Below are 14,815 nucleotides of genomic sequence, written 5' to 3'. Positions count from 1 at the left end.
GGACAGTTATCCCATGAAGGTGATCCGGATCAGGACACCGCGCGGTTGGTCGCCGCGGTGCGCGCCACGGCGAGGTGACCGACCAGCGCCCCCAGGCAGGCCGCGATCTCGTCCGCGCACAGCCGGAAGACGTGCAACGGGGCGCCGTACGGATCGGCGATGTCGGTCGAGCGAACCGCGGAGCCGAGTCTCGTCCGCAATTCCGCCAGGGTGCAGACCAACGCCCGGGCCCGGGCGGCCGGATTGTGCACCAGGACATCCGGCGGGGCGTCCTGGGCCAGGCTCGCGAACTCGCACAGCGTGAACACCCGGTCGCGGGCGGCCGGGTCCATCAGCCGCACCTGCTGGCTCTGCTCGCTCGAGGCGGTCAGCACCAGGTCGGCGGCGGCGATCTGCTCAGCCAGCAGTTCCTGGGCCACGAACCCACCCGCGCGGGCACCGCGTTCGTTGAGCACCGCCCGGGCGTGCTGCTCCATCGGTGCCCCGTCGTGTCCCCAGGTACCTGCGCTGCCGATCCGGAACGCGTCGACCTCGGCACCGAGTGCCGCAGCCAGCTCCAGCTCGGCCAGCCGCTCAGCCATCGGGGAGCGGCACACGTTGCCCGTGGACACAAAGAGAATCGAGAACCGCCCCGTCACGTGACTACCTCTAGTTCGGGCGCGATCGACCGCAGCTCCTCCAGCGAGATCGCCCCCGGCCGCAGCAGGCGCGGCGTGCCGGAGGTCACGTCCACGATCGAGGACGGCAGCTCGCTCGCCGCCGGCCCGGCGTCCAGGTAGACCTCGACCAGCTCGCCGAACTGCGTCCGGGCCTCCAGGGCGTCGTTGGCCGGCGGACGACCGGAGATGTTCGCGCTGCTGACCGCCATCGGTCCGGTGGTGCGCAGCAGTTCCAGGGCGACCGGGTCCATCGGCATCCGGATCGCGACTGTCCCCCGGGCATCACCGAGGTCCCAGCGAAGCGAGGGCTGCTGCTTGCAGACGACCGTCAGTGCACCCGGCCAGAACGCGGAGACGAGGTCGCGGGCCACGTCCGGGATCCCGGTGGCGATGCCGTCCAGCGTGCGGGTCGAACCGATCAGCACCGGGACGGGCATGTCGCGGCCCCGGCCCTTCGCGTTTAGCAGAGCGGCAACCGCCGAGGGGGTGAACGCGTCGGTGCCCACCCCGTAGACGGTGTCAGTGGGCAACACCACCAGTTTCCCGTTACCGACAGCCTCGGCGGCGGCCTTCAGGCCCTCCGCGCGCGCGGTGGGATCAGCGCAGTCGAAAGACCGCGGCATGAGGCTGCCTCCACAGAGCCGGTACGACGACGCCGACCGTCGCCCCCCGATGGGTGAACGGTCCCAGCACGGGAGGTACGCAATTCGGGGTAACCCGGCTGGATCGGACCAAGGTATGGGTTGCAAGGCGCGCCTTGCCACCCCGTGCGGGCTCCGGATCGAGACAGGGCCGTGGTAAGGCGAGACGTTTCGCGAAAGCCCGACTGCACCGGGTGATCGGAGGCGTGACGGGGTGTCATCCCGGCAGTGTCCGAGCGGCAATGTCACACCCGGACTGCGGTCACGAAGCGGTCCCGGCCGGCCAGGTCCTTGTGGTCCGCGACCGCCCGCCAGCACCCGGCGCCACGGAACAGCGCCGGGACGCTGCCGGCCTGCACCTCGGCGTGCTCGACCACGGCCAGGCCCCCCGGTCGCAGCAGCTCCGCGGCCCGTCGGACGACCGCCCGCATCATGTCCAGCCCGTCCTCGCCGCTCCACAGGGCCGCCGCCGGGTCGTGGTCGCGGACCTCGGGGGTCACCGATTCCCAAGCGGGCATTGGAATGTACGGCGGGTTGGAGATCACCACGTCGAAGGTCCCGTCGAGTTCGGCCAACGCGGTGCGGGCATCGGCGAGGTGCAACGTGACCGCAGTGCCCGCCAGGTTCCGCGTCGCCCAGTCGTACGCGCCGGGATCGACCTCCACTGCGTGCACCTGGGTCCCCGGAACCTCGGTGACCACCGACAACGCGATCACCCCGGACCCGGTGCACAGGTCGACCACCCGGGCACCGGGGGGCAGCGTGGCGAGGAAGTCCACCACCGCGCCGACCATCACCTCGGTTTCCGGCCGGGGGACGAACACCCCCGGGCCGACCGCGACGCTGACCCGGCGGAAATGGGCCACCCCGGTCAGGTGCTGCAACGGCTCACGCGCGACCCGACGGGCCACCAGGGCTTCGTACCCGGCAGCGTCGATGCGGTCGTGGCGCACCAGGTCGCCGCGGCGGACCCCGAGCAGGTGCGCGGCCAGTTCCTCAGCGTCGTTGCGGGCCGAGGCCACCCCGGCCTCGGCCAGCCGGCTGCGGGCCGCGGCCAGCGCCGAACGCAGATCAGTTTCGACGCCCGCCGCTGCCCTGGAGTCCGGGTTCAGTTGGTACCAGCCAGCTTCGCGGCCTCGTCGGCCTCCAAGCACGCCTGGATGACCGCGTCGAGGTCGCCGTCGAGGACCGCATCGAGGTTGTAGGCCTTGAAGTTCACCCGGTGGTCGGCGATGCGGTTCTCCGCGTAGTTGTAGGTGCGGATTCGCTCGGAGCGGTCGACGGTGCGGACCTGGCTGCGGCGGGCGTCGGAGGCCTCGGCGTCGGCGGCCTCCTGCGCGGCGGCCAGCAGCCGGGCCCGCAGGATGCGCATCGCCTGCTCCTTGTTCTGCAGCTGGCTCTTCTCGTTCTGGCAGGACACCACGATCCCGGTCGGCAGGTGGGTCAGCCGGACCGCGGAGTCGGTGGTGTTGACCGACTGGCCGCCGGGGCCGGAGGACCGGAACACGTCCACCCGCAGGTCGGCCGGGTTCACCTCGACGTCGACCTCCTCGGCCTCCGGCAGCACCAACACGCCGGCCGCCGAGGTGTGGATCCGGCCCTGGGACTCCGTGACCGGGACGCGCTGCACCCGGTGCACGCCGCCCTCGTACTTCAGCCGCGCCCAGACGCCCTGGCCGGGTTCGACGCCGCGGGCCTTCACCGCCAGCGAGACGTCCTTGTAGCCGCCGAGGTCGGAGTCCTGGGCGTCGAGCACCTCGGTCTTCCAGCCCCGACGTTCGGCGTAGCGCAGGTACATCCGCAGCAGGTCGCCGGCGAACAATGCCGATTCCTGCCCGCCCTCGCCGGCCTTGATCTCGAGGATCACGTCGCGGTCGTCGTCCGGGTCGCGGGGCAGCATCAGGTGCCGCAGCTTCTCGGACCGCTCGTCCCGGGTGGCCTCCAGCTCGGGCAGCTCGGCCCGGAACGAGGCGTCCTCGGTGGCGAGTTCGGCGGCGGCCTCGACGTCGTCGGCGGCCTGTTTCCAGGCCCGGTACGCGGCCACGATCGGGGACAGCTCGGCATAGCGGCGACCGAACTTGCGCGCCTGCGCCGCGTCGGCGTGCACGGCCGGGTCGGCCATCGCCTTCTCGAGCTCGGCGTGCTCGGTCAGCAGGTCCGTGATCGCCTCGAACATCGCCTCTCCCTGCGGGACGTCGTCCCCTCGCGGCCGCGTCGGACAACACGACGCCGGCGCCCGCGAGGTGCGGACGCCGGCGTGAGGTGCAGCTACTTGTCGGCCGACTTCTTGCCGAAGCGCTTCTCGAAGCGGGCCACGCGGCCGCCGGTGTCCAGGATCTTCTGTTTGCCCGTGTAGAACGGGTGGCACTGCGAGCACACGTCGGCGTGGATGACGCCATTCTTGGCAGTGCTGCGAGTGGTGAAGGTCGACCCGCAAGTGCAGGTGACCTCGGTGACCCCGTAGGCGGGGTGGATGTCGGACTTCACGGCTTGCTCCTTGTTCATCCTTGTCCCGGGTCGCCGCGGCGAGCGCCTGCGACGTGAACCGGGACCGGCCAAGTGTGCCAGTTCAGGTGGCCACCGACTAAACGCATCTGGCGCCCGGCGGATTCCACAGGTCGACCCGGCGTTTCGTCAGGTCACATTGATCACGTCAGTCACAATGATCACTGGAATCACACCACGGTTGTCGGGCGGGTGGGCCAGTGGCACGGCGAACGCTGTGGGTCGGGATGGCGGCCGCGGCACTCGGGATCTCGGCAACGGTCGGTGTGCTCGTCGGGACAGCACCGGCCGCGCCGGCCGCCGGCGGTTCCCAACCCGGCCTCGATGCCCTGCACCCGAACCTGGTCCGGGCCACGGAGTTCCTCACCGGACCGGAGGGCATCACCGCCGACGTGCCCACCCAACCCGGGGCGAGCTACCGGTTGGACCTGCAGGCACCGGCCGGTGCGGATTACGAGGTCACGTTCGGCACCGGGACCGCGGAGCTGTCCGGCGCGGCCCGGACAGTCGTCCTCGACGTGGCGGCGCTCGAGACTCTGACCCGGTTGACCATGGCCGCCGTGGGCGGCACGCCACGGCTGCCGGCGCAGGTGGCGGTGCACCGGCTCGACTGACGTCGCGTCAGCTCAGTTGTCGGGCTCGTTCCCGTCGGACATCGGCGTGGTCTTCTGCACCTGCATGAGGAACTCGATGTTCGACTTGCTCTTGCGCAGCCGGTCGAGAAGCAGCTCGATGGCCTGCTGGTCGTCGAGGGCGGACATGACCCGGCGCAGCTTCCAGACGATCTGGAGCTCCTCGCGCGACATCAGGATCTCTTCCTTGCGCGTGCCGGACGCGTCGACGTCCACCGCGGGGAAGATTCGCTTGTCGGCGAGCTTGCGGTCGAGCTTGAGCTCCATGTTGCCGGTGCCCTTGAACTCCTCGAAGATCACCTCGTCCATGCGCGAGCCGGTCTCCACCAGCGCGGTGGCGAGGATCGTCAGCGAGCCGCCGTTCTCGATGTTGCGGGCGGCACCGAAGAAACGCTTCGGCGGGTACAGCGCGGTGGAGTCGACACCGCCGGACAGGATTCGGCCCGAGGCCGGAGCGGCCAGGTTGTAGGCGCGGCCCAGTCGGGTGATCGAGTCGAGCAGCACGACCACGTCGTGGCCGAGCTCGACCAGTCGCTTGGCGCGCTCGATCGACAGCTCCGCGACCGTGGTGTGGTCCTCGGCCGGACGGTCGAAGGTCGAGGCGATGACCTCGCCCTTCACCGAGCGCTGCATGTCGGTGACCTCTTCCGGCCGCTCGTCGACGAGCACGACCATCAGGTGGGTCTCCGGGTTGTTCGCGGTGATCGCGTTCGCGATCGCCTGCAGCACCATGGTCTTGCCGGCCTTGGGCGGGGAGACGATCAGGCCACGCTGGCCCTTGCCGATCGGGGCGACCAGGTCGATCACGCGGGTGGTGAGCTGGCTCGAGTCGTGCTCCAGCCGCAGCCGCTCCTGCGGATACAGCGGGGTCAGCTTGCTGAACTCGAGGCGGTCGCGGGCCTTCTCCGGCTCCATACCGTTGACGGTGTCCAGGCGGACCAGCGCGTTGAACTTCTCTCGCCGCTCGCCGTCGCGCGGCTGGCGGATCGCGCCGGTGACGGCGTCGCCCTTGCGCAGCCCGCCCCGGCGGACCTGGGCCAACGACACGTACACGTCGTTCGGGCCGGGCAGGTACCCGCTGGTGCGGACGAACGCGTAGTTGTCGAGGATGTCGAGGATTCCGGCGACCGGGACCAGGACGTCGTCCTCACTGATCTCCTGCTCGGCGGGCTCGTAGCCGCCGGTGCGACTACTCCCACCCCCCGGGCGGTTGCTGCGGTTGCGGTCGCGGTAGCGGCCCCGCCGCCGGCGGCGACCCGAACCGTCGTCGTCATCGTCGTCGGGCCCGTTGTCGCGGTTGGCCCCCGGGCCGCGGTTGTCCTGCTGGCGGTTGTCCTGCTGGCGGTTGCTGTTGCCGTCGCTGCGGTTGTCCTGCTGCCGGTTGTCCTGCTGGCGGTTGCTGTTGCCGTCGCTGCGGTTGTCCGGACGACGGTTGTCGTTGTCGCGAGCACTGCCGCGGTCGCGACGGTCCCGCTGGCGCTCGCGGCGGTCGCGCTGCTGATCGCCGGTCGACTGGCCGGCCTGGGCCGAGTCGCCGGAGCGCTCGGAGTCGGAATTGTGTTGGGAATCAGTGTTGCGTTGGGAGTCGGTGTTGCGTTCGGACTCGGCGGGCGCGGATGCCGCAGCCTCGACCGGTCGCGCGTTCTCGGCCGGGGCCGATGCGGCGCGCGCGGCGCGCGGCGCACGCTCGGCGCGCTCGCTGCTCTGCTCGGAGCGGGGTTCGGACTGCGCGGCGCGAGCCGCGGGCTGGCGGGCGCCGCCCTGACGCTCGGAACTCTGCTTCTCGGATATGGCCTCGATCAGCTGGGGCTTGCGCATCCGGCCGGTGCCGGTGATGCCCAGGCCGGAGGCCATGGTCTGCAGTTCTGCCAGGACCATGCCCGCCAGGCCGTCCGCCCGGCGCTTACGAGCAGGTGCGCTCGAGGCTGCGGTGCCGGAATGGTCCGGATCGGCGGTGGCGGCGACGGTGGCCGCGGGCGCCAGCGCCAGATCGGAGGTTTCAGCCACTGGGTTGCGTTCCTTTCCCGGCGGGGCGCACCTGGGCGGCCGACCGGTGAGACTCGTCCGTAGGACGAACTGGCCGTTTGTCAACGGCAGGGGGTGGAGGGAGTGGACACGACGCGCTGGTCGGTGTTCTCGCCGAGCGCCTGAGTTCGGTTCGGGAGATCGACACGGCTTGCGCCGTTTGACTCGGCGCGCCTGGTGCTGCCCCAACGATAACACCTGGTTGGCCGGCGCCGTACGCGCATGCCGCCAGTGGCGTGTCAACCTGTCAAGCGGATCGGACGGTGGCTCCCGTGGCGTCGATCGCCAGCTCCTCGACGCGCCAACCGGCCGGCGCCGTTGCGCGGGCCGCCACCAGCGAGTTCTCGCAGGCCAGGGCCAGCACGGTGGGGCCGGCGCCGGAGACGGTGGCCGGCAGACCGGCCTCCCGCAGACGGTGGACCAGGTCGAGGCTGGCCGGCAGCGCCGGACGCCGGTACTCCTGGTGCAACCGGTCCTCGGTGGCGACCATCAGCAGTTCGGGGGCCGCGGTCAACGCGTGGACCAGCAGGGCGGCCCGGGCGGAGTTCGCCGCCGCGTCGACGTGCGGGACGGTGGCCGGCAGCAGCCCCCGGGCCCGCTTGGTCTCCAGTTCGTCGGTCGGGATGAACACGACCGGGCGGATCCGGGCGTCGGGGGCCAGCACGACCACCCGGGGGCCGGCCGGCTCCGACCAGGCGATCGTGAAACCCCCGCGCAGGCAAGCGGCGACATTGTCCGGGTGGCCCTCGATCTCGCAGGCCACGGCCAGCAGGCCGGCGTCGTCGATCCGCTGCGCGCCCTCGACGAGCAGCGCCTGGGCACCGACCACCCCGGCGACGATCGCCGCCGACGAGGAACCCAGCCCGCGCCCGTGCGGGATCCGGTTGACGCAGTGCATCCGCAGGCCGGGCAGCGGCAGGCCGACGCGGGCCAGGCAGTCCCGGACCGAGCGCACCACCAGGTGGTCGGCGTCGCGTCGCAGGCTGCTCGCGGCCTCGCCGTCGATCTCGACCTCGAGGCCGCCGTCGAGGACCGTGAAGCTGACCTCGTCGTACAGCGCGAGAGCCAGGCCGAAGGAGTCGAAGCCCGGCCCGAGGTTCGCGCTGGTCGCCGGGACTCGGACGGTCACCGTCCCGCCCCGCCAGGGGCTCGAGGTTGCCGTACTTATTTGTTCGCTCGCAAGCTCGCTCACGTCAGGCCGAGCTTGGCCGCGGCCGCCGCCGCGTCGACCGGAACGGTCTCCGGCTTCGGTGCGCCCGCGATGGCCCACTCCGGGTCCTTGAGCCCGTTGCCGGTGACCGTGCAGACCACCGTCAGGCCCGCCGGGAGCTGATCGCGTTCGCGGGCCTGCAGCAACCCGGCGACGCCGGCGGCGGAAGCCGGTTCCACGAACACACCCTCGCGGGAGGCCAACAACCGATACGCAGAAAGGATCTGACGGTCGGTCACGGAATCGATGCGGCCGTTCGACTCGTCGCGGGCGGCGACCGCGGAGTCCCACGACGCCGGGTTGCCGATCCGGATCGCGGTGGCCAGCGTCTGCGGGTTCTTCACCGGAGCACCCTCGACGATCGGGGCGGCCCCGGCGGCCTGGAACCCGAACATCCGCGGTAGACGGGCCGCGGGGCCATCACTGGCGTACTCGGTGTAGCCCTTCCAGTAGGCCGTGATGTTGCCTGCATTGCCGACAGGTAAACAGTGGACGTCGGGGGCATCACCGAGGGCGTCGACGATCTCGAAGGCCGCGGTCTTCTGGCCCTCGATGCGGAACGGGTTCACCGAGTTCACCAACGCGACCGGGTAGCTCTCGGACAGGCCGCGGGCCAACTCCAGGCAGTCGTCGAAGTTGCCGTCGACCTGCAGGATCCGCGACCCGTGCACGAGCGCCTGGCTCATCTTGCCCAGCGCGATCTTGCCCTGCGGGACCAGCACCGCGCAGACCATGCCCGCCCGTGTCGCATAGGCAGCGGCACTCGCACTGGTGTTGCCGGTCGAGGCGCAGATCACCGCGCGGGCACCCTCCTCGGCGGCCTTGGAGATCGCCATGGTCATCCCGCGGTCCTTGAACGACCCGGTCGGGTTCGCGCCCTCGACCTTCAGCCAGACCTGACAACCCGTCAGTTCCGAGATGACCGTGGCCGGGACCAGCGGGGTGCCGCCCTCGCGCAGCGTCACCACCGGGGTGTTCGGGCCGACCGGCAGGCGGTCGCGGTACTCCTCGATCAGGCCTCGCCACTGCCGGGTCGTCGCGGTCGCACTCATCCGTCAGGCTCCTTCGACGCGCATCACACTGGCGACGCTACGCACCACGTCGGTCCGGCGCAGTTCGTCGACCGTGGCGGCCAGGGCCGCGTCGGTCGCCCGGTGGGTGACGATCACCAGCGTGGCGTCCTCGGCGTGGCCTTCCTGCCGCACGGTCTGGATCGACACCCCGTGCTGGGCGAACACGTTGGCGACCCCGGCCAGCACACCTGGCTTCTCCGCGACGTCGAGGCTGACGTGATAGCGGGTGACGTTCTCGCCCATCGGCCGCACGGCGAGCTGAGCGTAGGCCGACTCGCCGGGCCCGCGGCCGCCCACCACCCGGTGCCGGGCCACCGCGACCAGGTCGCCGAGTACTGCACTGGCGGTCGGCGCGCCACCGGCGCCGCGACCGTAGAACATGACCGGCCCGGCCGCGTCGGCCTCCACGAACACCGCGTTGAACGCGTCGCCGACGCTGGCCAACGGATGGCTGCGCGGGATCATCGCCGGGTGCACGCGCACGCCGATCCCGGTCTCGTCGGCGGACAGTTCGCAGATGGCCAACAGCTTGATCACGCAGTCCATCTCCCGGGCCCGGGACACGTCGGCCGCGGTGACCTCGGTGATGCCCTCGCGGTGCACGTCGCCGATCGTCACCCGGCTGTGGAAGGCCAACGAAGCGAGGATCGCGGCCTTGGCCGCAGCGTCGAAGCCCTCCACGTCGGCGCTCGGGTCGGCCTCGGCGTAGCCCAGCGCGCTCGCTTCTTCCAGCGCGTCACCGAAGGAGGCGCCCGAGGCATCCATGCGCGAGAGGATGAAGTTGGTGGTGCCGTTGACGATCCCGAGCACGCGGCGGACCTTGTCGCCGACCAGCGACTCGCGCAGTGGCCGCAGCAACGGGATCGCGCCGGCGACGGCCGCCTCGTAATAAAGGTCGACGCCGTGCTTGTCGGCCGCCGCGTACAAGGTGGCGCCGTCCTCGGCGAGCAGAGCCTTGTTGGCCGTGACGACCGAGGCGCCGTGCTCCATGGCGTCCAGGATCAAGCTGCGGGCCGGCTCGATGCCGCCGATCACCTCGATGACCACGTCGAGGTCGCGCTTGACCAGTGACGCGGCGTCAGTTGTGAACAGTTTCGGGTCGACGTCCAGGTCGCGCGGCTTGTTGCCGCGCCGCACCGCGATTCCCACCAGCTCCACGGGGGCCCCGATCCGCGCGGCCAGGTCGCCCGAGTGCCGCTGCAGTTGGCGGACCACCTCGGTGCCGACCGTGCCGCAGCCGAGCAGCCCCACCCGTACCGCGTTCATCGCAACCTTCCCGCCGCAACCGTCGCGCTCACCCTACGTCCAGCCGCGTGAGATCCTCGTCGGTCTCGCGCCGCACGATCACCCGCGCGTCACCGGCCCGCACGGCGACCACGGCCGGGCGGGGCAGCATGTTGTAGTTGCTGGCCATCGACCGGCAGTAGGCGCCGGTGGCGGCGACGGCCACGAGGTCACCCGGGGCGATGTCGTCGGGCAGCCACAGGTCGCGGACCACGATGTCGCCGCTCTCGCAGTGCTTGCCCACCAGGCGGGACAGCGCGGCCGGGGCGTCCGAGGCGCGGGAGACCAACGCGGCGGAGTACGTCGCGTCGTACAACGCGGTGCGGATGTTGTCGCTCATCCCGCCGTCGACCGACACGTAGGCCCGCCGCTCGCCGCGTTCGCCCAACGTGACCGGCTTGACGGTGCCGACCTCGTAGAGCGTGATCGTGCCCGGCCCGACGATGGCCCGACCCGGTTCCACCGACAGGTGCGGGGTGGGCAACCCGGCGGCCTGGCACTCCCGTTCGACGATCTTTATCAGCGTGACCGCGGTCGCGGCGATGTCGACCGGGTCGTCGGCCGAGGTGTAGGCGATGCCCAGGCCGCCACCGAGGTCGAGCTCAGGCAGTTCGACGCCGTGCTCGTCGCGCAGCTGTGCGGCCAGTCCGACCATCCGGTGCGCGGCGACCTCGAAGCCGGAGGTGTCGAAGATCTGGGAACCGATGTGCGAGTGCAGACCGCGCAGCTCGAGGCTGGGCAGCATGAGCACCCGCCGCGCCGCCTCGGCCGCCTCCCCGCCGGCCAGCGAGAACCCGAACTTCTGGTCCTCATGGGCGGTGGCGATGAACTCGTGGGTGTGCGCCTCGACGCCGACGGTGACCCGGATCAACACCCGGGCCCGGACGTCGCGCTGCGCGGCCAGGTCGGCCAGCCGGGCGATCTCCACGTGGGAGTCGACGACGATCCGCCCGACGCCCGCCTCCAGCGCGGCGGCCAGTTCCGCGGCGGACTTGTTGTTGCCGTGCAGGGCGATCCGCTCGGCCGGGAACCCGGCCCGCAGCGCGACGGCGAGTTCGCCACCGCTGCACACGTCGAGGCCCAGGCCCTCCTCCTGCACCCACCGGGCCACCGCTGCGCACAGGAACGCCTTGCCCGCGTAGTACACCTCGGCGCCGGTGAACGCCTCGCCGAACGCCCGCGCGCGGGCCCGGAAGTCGGCCTCGTCGCAGACGAACAGCGGGGTGCCGAACTGCTCGGCAAGGTCGCGGACGTCGTGACCGGCGACGCGGACCACACCGTCCTGACCCCGCGTCAGATTCCGCGGCCAGACGGCCGGGTCGAACGCGTTGAGGTCGACGGGCGGGGCGCCGAGCGCCTCGTGCCCGAGCACCTCGGCGTGCCGCGGGCCCGCCGGGTGGGCGGACCTACTCACGAGTGCTCACATGCGCTCCGGGGCGGAGACGCCGAGCATCGCCAGGCCGTTGGAGATAACGGTGCGGGTGGCGTCGTTGAGCCACAGCCGGGCCAGGTGCAGGTCGCCGGGCTCCTCGTCGCCGCGCGGCAGGATCCGGCAACCGTCGTAGAAGCGGTGGTAGGTACCGGCCAGGTCCTCCAGGTAGCGCGCGATGCGGTGCGGCTCACGCAGTTCCGCGGCCGAGGCCACCACCCGCGGGAACTCCCCCAGCGCGCCGAGCAGGAGCGCCTCCCGGTCGTCGGTGAGCAACTCCGGGTGGAAGGACTCCGGGGCGCTCCAGTCCAGGCCGAGGTCGCGGGCGTTGCGGGCCAGGGCCGCGGTCCGCGCCGCCACGTACTGCACGTAGTAGACGGGGTTCTCCGGCGCCGCCCGGGTTATCTCGGCGACGTCGAGGGTCAGCTGGGAGTCGGTCGAGGCGCGCGCCAGGCTGTAGCGGGCGGCGTCGACGCCGACGAGGTCGACCAGTTCGTCGAGCGTGACGATCGTGCCCGCCCGCTTCGACATCTTCAGTTCCTCGCCGTTCCGCAGCAGCTTCACCAGCTGCCCGATCAGCACCTGCACGCTGATGTCCGGGTCGTCGCCCGCGCAGGCCGCCAGGGCCCGCAGGCGGTTGATGTAGCCGTGGTGGTCGGCGCCCAGCATGTAGATGCAGGTGTCGAACCCGCGCGAGCGCTTGTCCAGGTAATAGGCGGCATCGGCGGCGAAGTACGTCTTCTCGCCGTCGGCCTTGACCATGACCCGGTCCTTGTCGTCGCCGAAGTCCGTGGTGCGCAACCAGACCGCGCCGTCGGCGTCGTAGACGTGGCCCTGCTCGCGCAGCTTCTCGATCGCGACGTCGACCCGACCGCTCTCGTGCAGGCCCCGCTCGGAGAACCAGACGTCGAAGTGCACGCCGAATCGCTCCAGGCTGGCCGCGATGTCGGCCAGCATCATCCGATAACCGCGCTCCAACAGGCTGGGCAGCGCCTCGGCCTCGGGCAGGTCGGCCAGGGCCGGGTCGACCTCGAGGATCCGCTTGGCGATGTCGGCGATGTAGTCCCCGCCGTAGCCGTCCTCCGGGGCGGGCTGCCCGTGCACGGCCGCATACACCGACGCCGCGAACTTCTGCATCTGCACGCCGGCATCGTTGATGTAGTACTCACTGACGACGTCGGCGCCGGCCGCCTCCAGCACCCGGCGCAGGCTGTCGCCGACCGCGGCCCAGCGGGTGTGGCCCAGGTGCACCGGGCCGGTGGGGTTGGCAGAGACGTACTCCAGGTTGATCCGCTGCTTGCGCAGCGCCTCGGAGCGGCCGTACGCCGTGCCCGCGGTCACGATCGTCAGCGCCAACCGGCCTGCGACCTCGGAGTCCAGCCGGATGTTGAGGAACCCCGGACCGGCCACGTCGACCGCCGCGATCCCGCCGGACCCCCGCAAGTGGGAGGCAATGATCTCGGCCACGGCGCGCGGCGCCAGCCCGGCCGGACCCGCCAACTGCATAGCGATGTTGGTCGCGTAATCGCCGTGATCCCGCCGCCTCGTCCGCTCGACGTGGATGGTGCGCGGCACCGCGACGTCCAACTCCCCCGCCTGCACAGCGGTGTACACGGCTATCTGCACGGCATCGGCGAGTTCGGCGGGCGTCACCCGCCAAGTTTATGGCCGAGGGCCCAGCGGCCGCCGACCGCGGAGCAGCGCTGGCACCTGCACGAGGCTGATAAAGTCTGCGCGGTCCCGAGCCCCCGTAGCTCAGGGGATAGAGCGTCGCCCTCCGGAGGCGAAAGCGCAGGTTCGAATCCTGCCGGGGGCACACACGTTTCCGCAGGTCAGAGCCACTTTTAGAACAAATCATCGAACATTTTGGCCAGATTCTGGCCAGATCGAGCGGTCAAAGCAGCGCGTCGAGGGCAGTTGCGGGCCTCCTGGATCCGGTTCTACTCGCCCGGCGGCGATGAAGTCGTCGAGGACGTCGGACTCGATGCGGACGTGGCGGCCGACCTTCGTGAAGGCGATGCGCCGTTCGGCGATCAGGCGCCGGATGAATCGAGTGGTCGTGTTCAGCCGTTGCGCAGCCTCGTCGACGGTGTAGAGCTGCACTGGCATGGCGAACCCCCTCAAAGGCCCGGGGCTCCCACGGTTCCTCGCCGCGGTACCGGGCGGTCGTTGTCGGTCCCAACATCACTCATGTGTGCGCGACCGACCAGTTGACTGGGGTTATCCAGTCCCGGGTCAACGGTCCGAGTCAGATTCCGATGGCCCGGCCGTCGTCGCGGCCCCGGCTGTGGTCGCGGTCGTGGTGGATGCGTCGGTTCTGCTCGGCGATGCGCTCGAGGTCGCGGTCGCGTCTGCGTACCGACACATCGCGGTGGATCGCGAAGGAGCCGCGGCGCATCGCGTGCAGGTCCAGGTGCTCCGCCTTACCGGCTGGTTGGGCCGGTGCGAGGTAGGCCTCGCCGGTGGTGCCCTGCTCGGTGCGCATGGTCCGGGTGCGTCGTTGTTGTTCGCGTTGCCGGGTGTCGTCCTCGACCCGTCGTGTCAGCGTCGTGATTCCGCGGTCGAGCGTTGCGGCCGGGGCGAAGGTGCGGTCGGCGCCGCTCTGGTGGGCGGTGATGGCCGTGAGCAGTTCGTTGCGCAGGCCGCGGCGCCACCGCGGGGTCTCGGCCAGGTCGGTGCGGGCAAGTTGGGCGAGCCGGTTGTGTCGGTCGCGTTCACCGTCGAGGTGTGCGCGCTGCTCGCGCAGTCGGGTCAGTTCCGCGACGCGGGCGGTGTGTTCGGCGGGAATGATCCGGGCCCGGGCGGCCTCCATCATCGCGGTGGCCTCGGCGGCGTGACCGGTCTGCTCGGCCGCGCGATGGCGGGCGTTCTCGCGCATCGTGTGGGCGGAGTCCTGCGCGCCGGAGTTGGCCAAAGCCGTGGCGAGGATGTCGATCGCGCGGTCCTCGACGGTGGTGGTGCGGTCGTCGTACGGCCGGGGCGTTGGGCCGTGGCGGTCGATCGGGTCGATGGTGTCGCCGGTGATGTAGGCGTGGTTGGCTTCCCGGCCACGGGTCATGGCCACGTACAGGTGCTCTCGGTCCACGCCGGGGCGCACCAGGACCAGGCCGACGTCGACGGTGGCGCCTTGGGCGGAGTCGATGGTGGCGGCCCACCCGTGTTCGGCGTGGGCGGCCACGTAATCGCCCGGCAGGAAGGCCCAACCGCGACCGCGGCGTTCCAGGACGGTCAAACCTTCGGGGGCGACGGCGGTGACCAGGTAGAGGTCGCCGTTGCGCACGTGGCCGTCGCCCACCGGCAGGTGCCGGTTGTTGCGGCGGGTGCGCAGCAGGTCCCCGGCCTGCCACTGGCGTTCCC

General features: G+C 71.2%; 14 protein-coding genes and 1 tRNA gene. 2 read left to right on the top strand and 13 right to left on the bottom strand.

The genetic code is table 11. The annotated features are described in order from the left end of the window. Window positions 1–29: 29 nt before the first annotated feature. From VHU88_07945 to rpmE, 5 genes are all read right to left on the bottom strand, one after another. Window positions 30–611, bottom strand: coding sequence for a hypothetical protein (locus tag VHU88_07945; protein HEX3611601.1), 582 nt, complete (start codon window positions 609–611; stop codon window positions 30–32). Between the two features lie 23 nt (window positions 612–634). Beyond that, entirely contained in the window at window positions 635–1,282 is a 648-nt protein-coding gene (locus VHU88_07940; protein HEX3611600.1) for an L-threonylcarbamoyladenylate synthase, read from the bottom strand. A 263-nt stretch (window positions 1,283–1,545) separates the two neighbouring features. Then, a complete protein-coding gene (gene prmC / locus VHU88_07935) occupies window positions 1,546–2,454 on the bottom strand; it encodes a peptide chain release factor N(5)-glutamine methyltransferase (GenBank protein ID HEX3611599.1) in 909 nt (302 codons plus the stop codon). Then, window positions 2,409–3,476, bottom strand: coding sequence for a peptide chain release factor 1 (gene prfA / locus VHU88_07930; protein HEX3611598.1), 1,068 nt, complete (start codon window positions 3,474–3,476; stop codon window positions 2,409–2,411). The genes prmC and prfA overlap by 46 nt, the downstream gene beginning before the upstream one ends. 92 nt (window positions 3,477–3,568) lie before the next feature. Beyond that, on the bottom strand, window positions 3,569–3,787 hold the full coding sequence (gene rpmE, locus VHU88_07925) for a 50S ribosomal protein L31 (protein HEX3611597.1): 219 nt from the start codon (window positions 3,785–3,787) through the stop codon (window positions 3,569–3,571). A gap of 218 nt (window positions 3,788–4,005) precedes the next feature. Between rpmE and VHU88_07920 the strand changes: the two genes are divergently transcribed. After that, window positions 4,006–4,419 carry a hypothetical protein gene (locus VHU88_07920; protein HEX3611596.1) on the top strand — a complete coding sequence of 138 codons (414 nt, stop codon included), beginning with the start codon at window positions 4,006–4,008 and terminating at the stop codon, window positions 4,417–4,419. Between the two features lie 12 nt (window positions 4,420–4,431). Here the strand turns inward: VHU88_07920 and rho are convergent, their stop codons facing one another. From rho to argS, 6 genes are all read right to left on the bottom strand, one after another. Beyond that, window positions 4,432–6,444, bottom strand: coding sequence for a transcription termination factor Rho (gene rho / locus VHU88_07915; GenBank protein HEX3611595.1), 2,013 nt, complete (start codon window positions 6,442–6,444; stop codon window positions 4,432–4,434). A 265-nt stretch (window positions 6,445–6,709) separates the two neighbouring features. Next, complete coding sequence (gene thrB / locus VHU88_07910; protein HEX3611594.1) at window positions 6,710–7,591, bottom strand: homoserine kinase; 882 nt, start codon at window positions 7,589–7,591, stop codon at window positions 6,710–6,712. Window positions 7,592–7,650: 59 nt separating this feature from the next. Beyond that, entirely contained in the window at window positions 7,651–8,724 is a 1,074-nt protein-coding gene (gene thrC / locus VHU88_07905) for a threonine synthase (GenBank protein HEX3611593.1), read from the bottom strand. 3 nt (window positions 8,725–8,727) lie between these two features. Further along, entirely contained in the window at window positions 8,728–10,011 is a 1,284-nt protein-coding gene (locus VHU88_07900) for a homoserine dehydrogenase (GenBank protein ID HEX3611592.1), read from the bottom strand. A gap of 28 nt (window positions 10,012–10,039) precedes the next feature. Beyond that, complete coding sequence (lysA, locus tag VHU88_07895; GenBank protein ID HEX3611591.1) at window positions 10,040–11,443, bottom strand: diaminopimelate decarboxylase; 1,404 nt, start codon at window positions 11,441–11,443, stop codon at window positions 10,040–10,042. A 6-nt stretch (window positions 11,444–11,449) separates the two neighbouring features. Next, window positions 11,450–13,111 (bottom strand): arginine--tRNA ligase, encoded by a 1,662-nt coding sequence (argS, locus tag VHU88_07890; protein HEX3611590.1) that lies wholly within the window; start codon window positions 13,109–13,111, stop codon window positions 11,450–11,452. 91 nt (window positions 13,112–13,202) lie between these two features. Here argS and VHU88_07885 point away from each other — a divergent pair. Next, window positions 13,203–13,274: transfer RNA gene (locus VHU88_07885), tRNA-Arg, on the top strand. Window positions 13,275–13,312: 38 nt separating this feature from the next. On the opposite strand, the gene VHU88_07880 is transcribed toward VHU88_07885, so the two are convergent. Then, window positions 13,313–13,567, bottom strand: a complete 255-nt coding sequence (locus tag VHU88_07880) for a helix-turn-helix domain-containing protein (GenBank protein HEX3611589.1) — start codon at window positions 13,565–13,567, stop codon at window positions 13,313–13,315. A gap of 139 nt (window positions 13,568–13,706) precedes the next feature. Beyond that, window positions 13,707–14,815: hypothetical protein (locus tag VHU88_07875; GenBank protein HEX3611588.1), on the bottom strand; the 1,109-nt coding region annotated here is incomplete at its 5' end.

It is taken from the genome of Sporichthyaceae bacterium (assembly GCA_036269075.1).
Lineage (GTDB): Bacteria > Actinomycetota > Actinomycetes > Sporichthyales > Sporichthyaceae > DASQPJ01.
Note: the sequence above shows the minus strand (reverse complement) of the source record. Positions and strands in the feature narration are given on the sequence as shown.